The organism is Pseudomonas sp. rhizo25 (assembly GCF_031931935.1).
In the GTDB taxonomy this organism is placed as follows: domain Bacteria; phylum Pseudomonadota; class Gammaproteobacteria; order Pseudomonadales; family Pseudomonadaceae; genus Aquipseudomonas; species Aquipseudomonas synxantha.
Genome location: NZ_JAUJXA010000044.1, coordinates 1 through 980, shown reverse-complemented (window position 1 = coordinate 980; position 980 = coordinate 1). Strand labels below are relative to the sequence as shown.

General features: G+C 57.6%; 1 protein-coding gene. It reads left to right on the top strand.

Translation table 11 applies throughout. The features are described from left to right. Positions 1–980: immunoglobulin-like domain-containing protein (locus tag QZR30_RS27850; RefSeq protein WP_322101194.1), on the top strand; the 980-nt coding region annotated here is incomplete at both ends.

Sequence of the window (980 nt, the reverse complement as noted above, 5' to 3'; positions counted from 1 at the left end):
CGGTGCGCCGGTGACTAACATCACCAACCCGCTGACCGTCACTCTCGATAATGGCCAGTCCATCACTATCGGCGTGAATCAGTCGAGCGGCACTGTTTCGGTCTTGGCGCCGGATGACGTCTACAAGGGCGATCAAACCGTCACCACCGCCATCAAAGGCGTGACCGGCGGCGAACACTTTGAAAATCTGGTACCGGGTACCGCCACGGTGAATACCACCGTTACGGATACCCCAGGCACCGACAACACCACGACTGTTACGCTAACTGCACCAAGTGCTGTTAACGAAGGCGGCCAGATCACCTATACCGCTACGCTCTCCAATAAAGCGGGCACTGATGTAACGCTGAAACTCGACAACGGTTCATCGATCACCATCAAGGCTGGCGATACCGTCGGCACGGTAACCGTTCCTGCACCGACCGATGACGTGTTCATCGACAAGAGCACCCAGACGGTCAAGATCACCGAGACCACTGGCGGCAACTTCGAAAAACTGGAAGTTGCAGGCAACGGTGCGACCACCACAATCAACGACACCATCGACAAGGTCGATGTGGTTCTGACCGCCACCACCACCGTCGGCGAAGGCGGCAATATCGTTTACACCGCTAGCCTTGTGGATAAAAACGGCGCGCCAGTGACCAACATCACCAACCCGCTCACCGTCACCCTGGATAACGGCAAGACCATCACTATCGGCGTGAACCAAAGCAGCGGTTCTGTCTCGGTTGTGGCGCCGGATGACGTCTACAAGGGCGATCAGACCGTCACCACCGCCATCAAAGGCGTGACTGGCGGCGAGCATTTCGAAAATCTGGTTCCGGGTACTACCGCGGTCAACACCACCGTTACGGATACACCGGGTACCGATAACACCACGACGGTTACGCTGACTGCGCCAAACGCCGTCAACGAAGGTGGCCAGATCACCTACACCGCGACCTTGAGCAACAAGGCCGGCACCGACGTCACCTTGG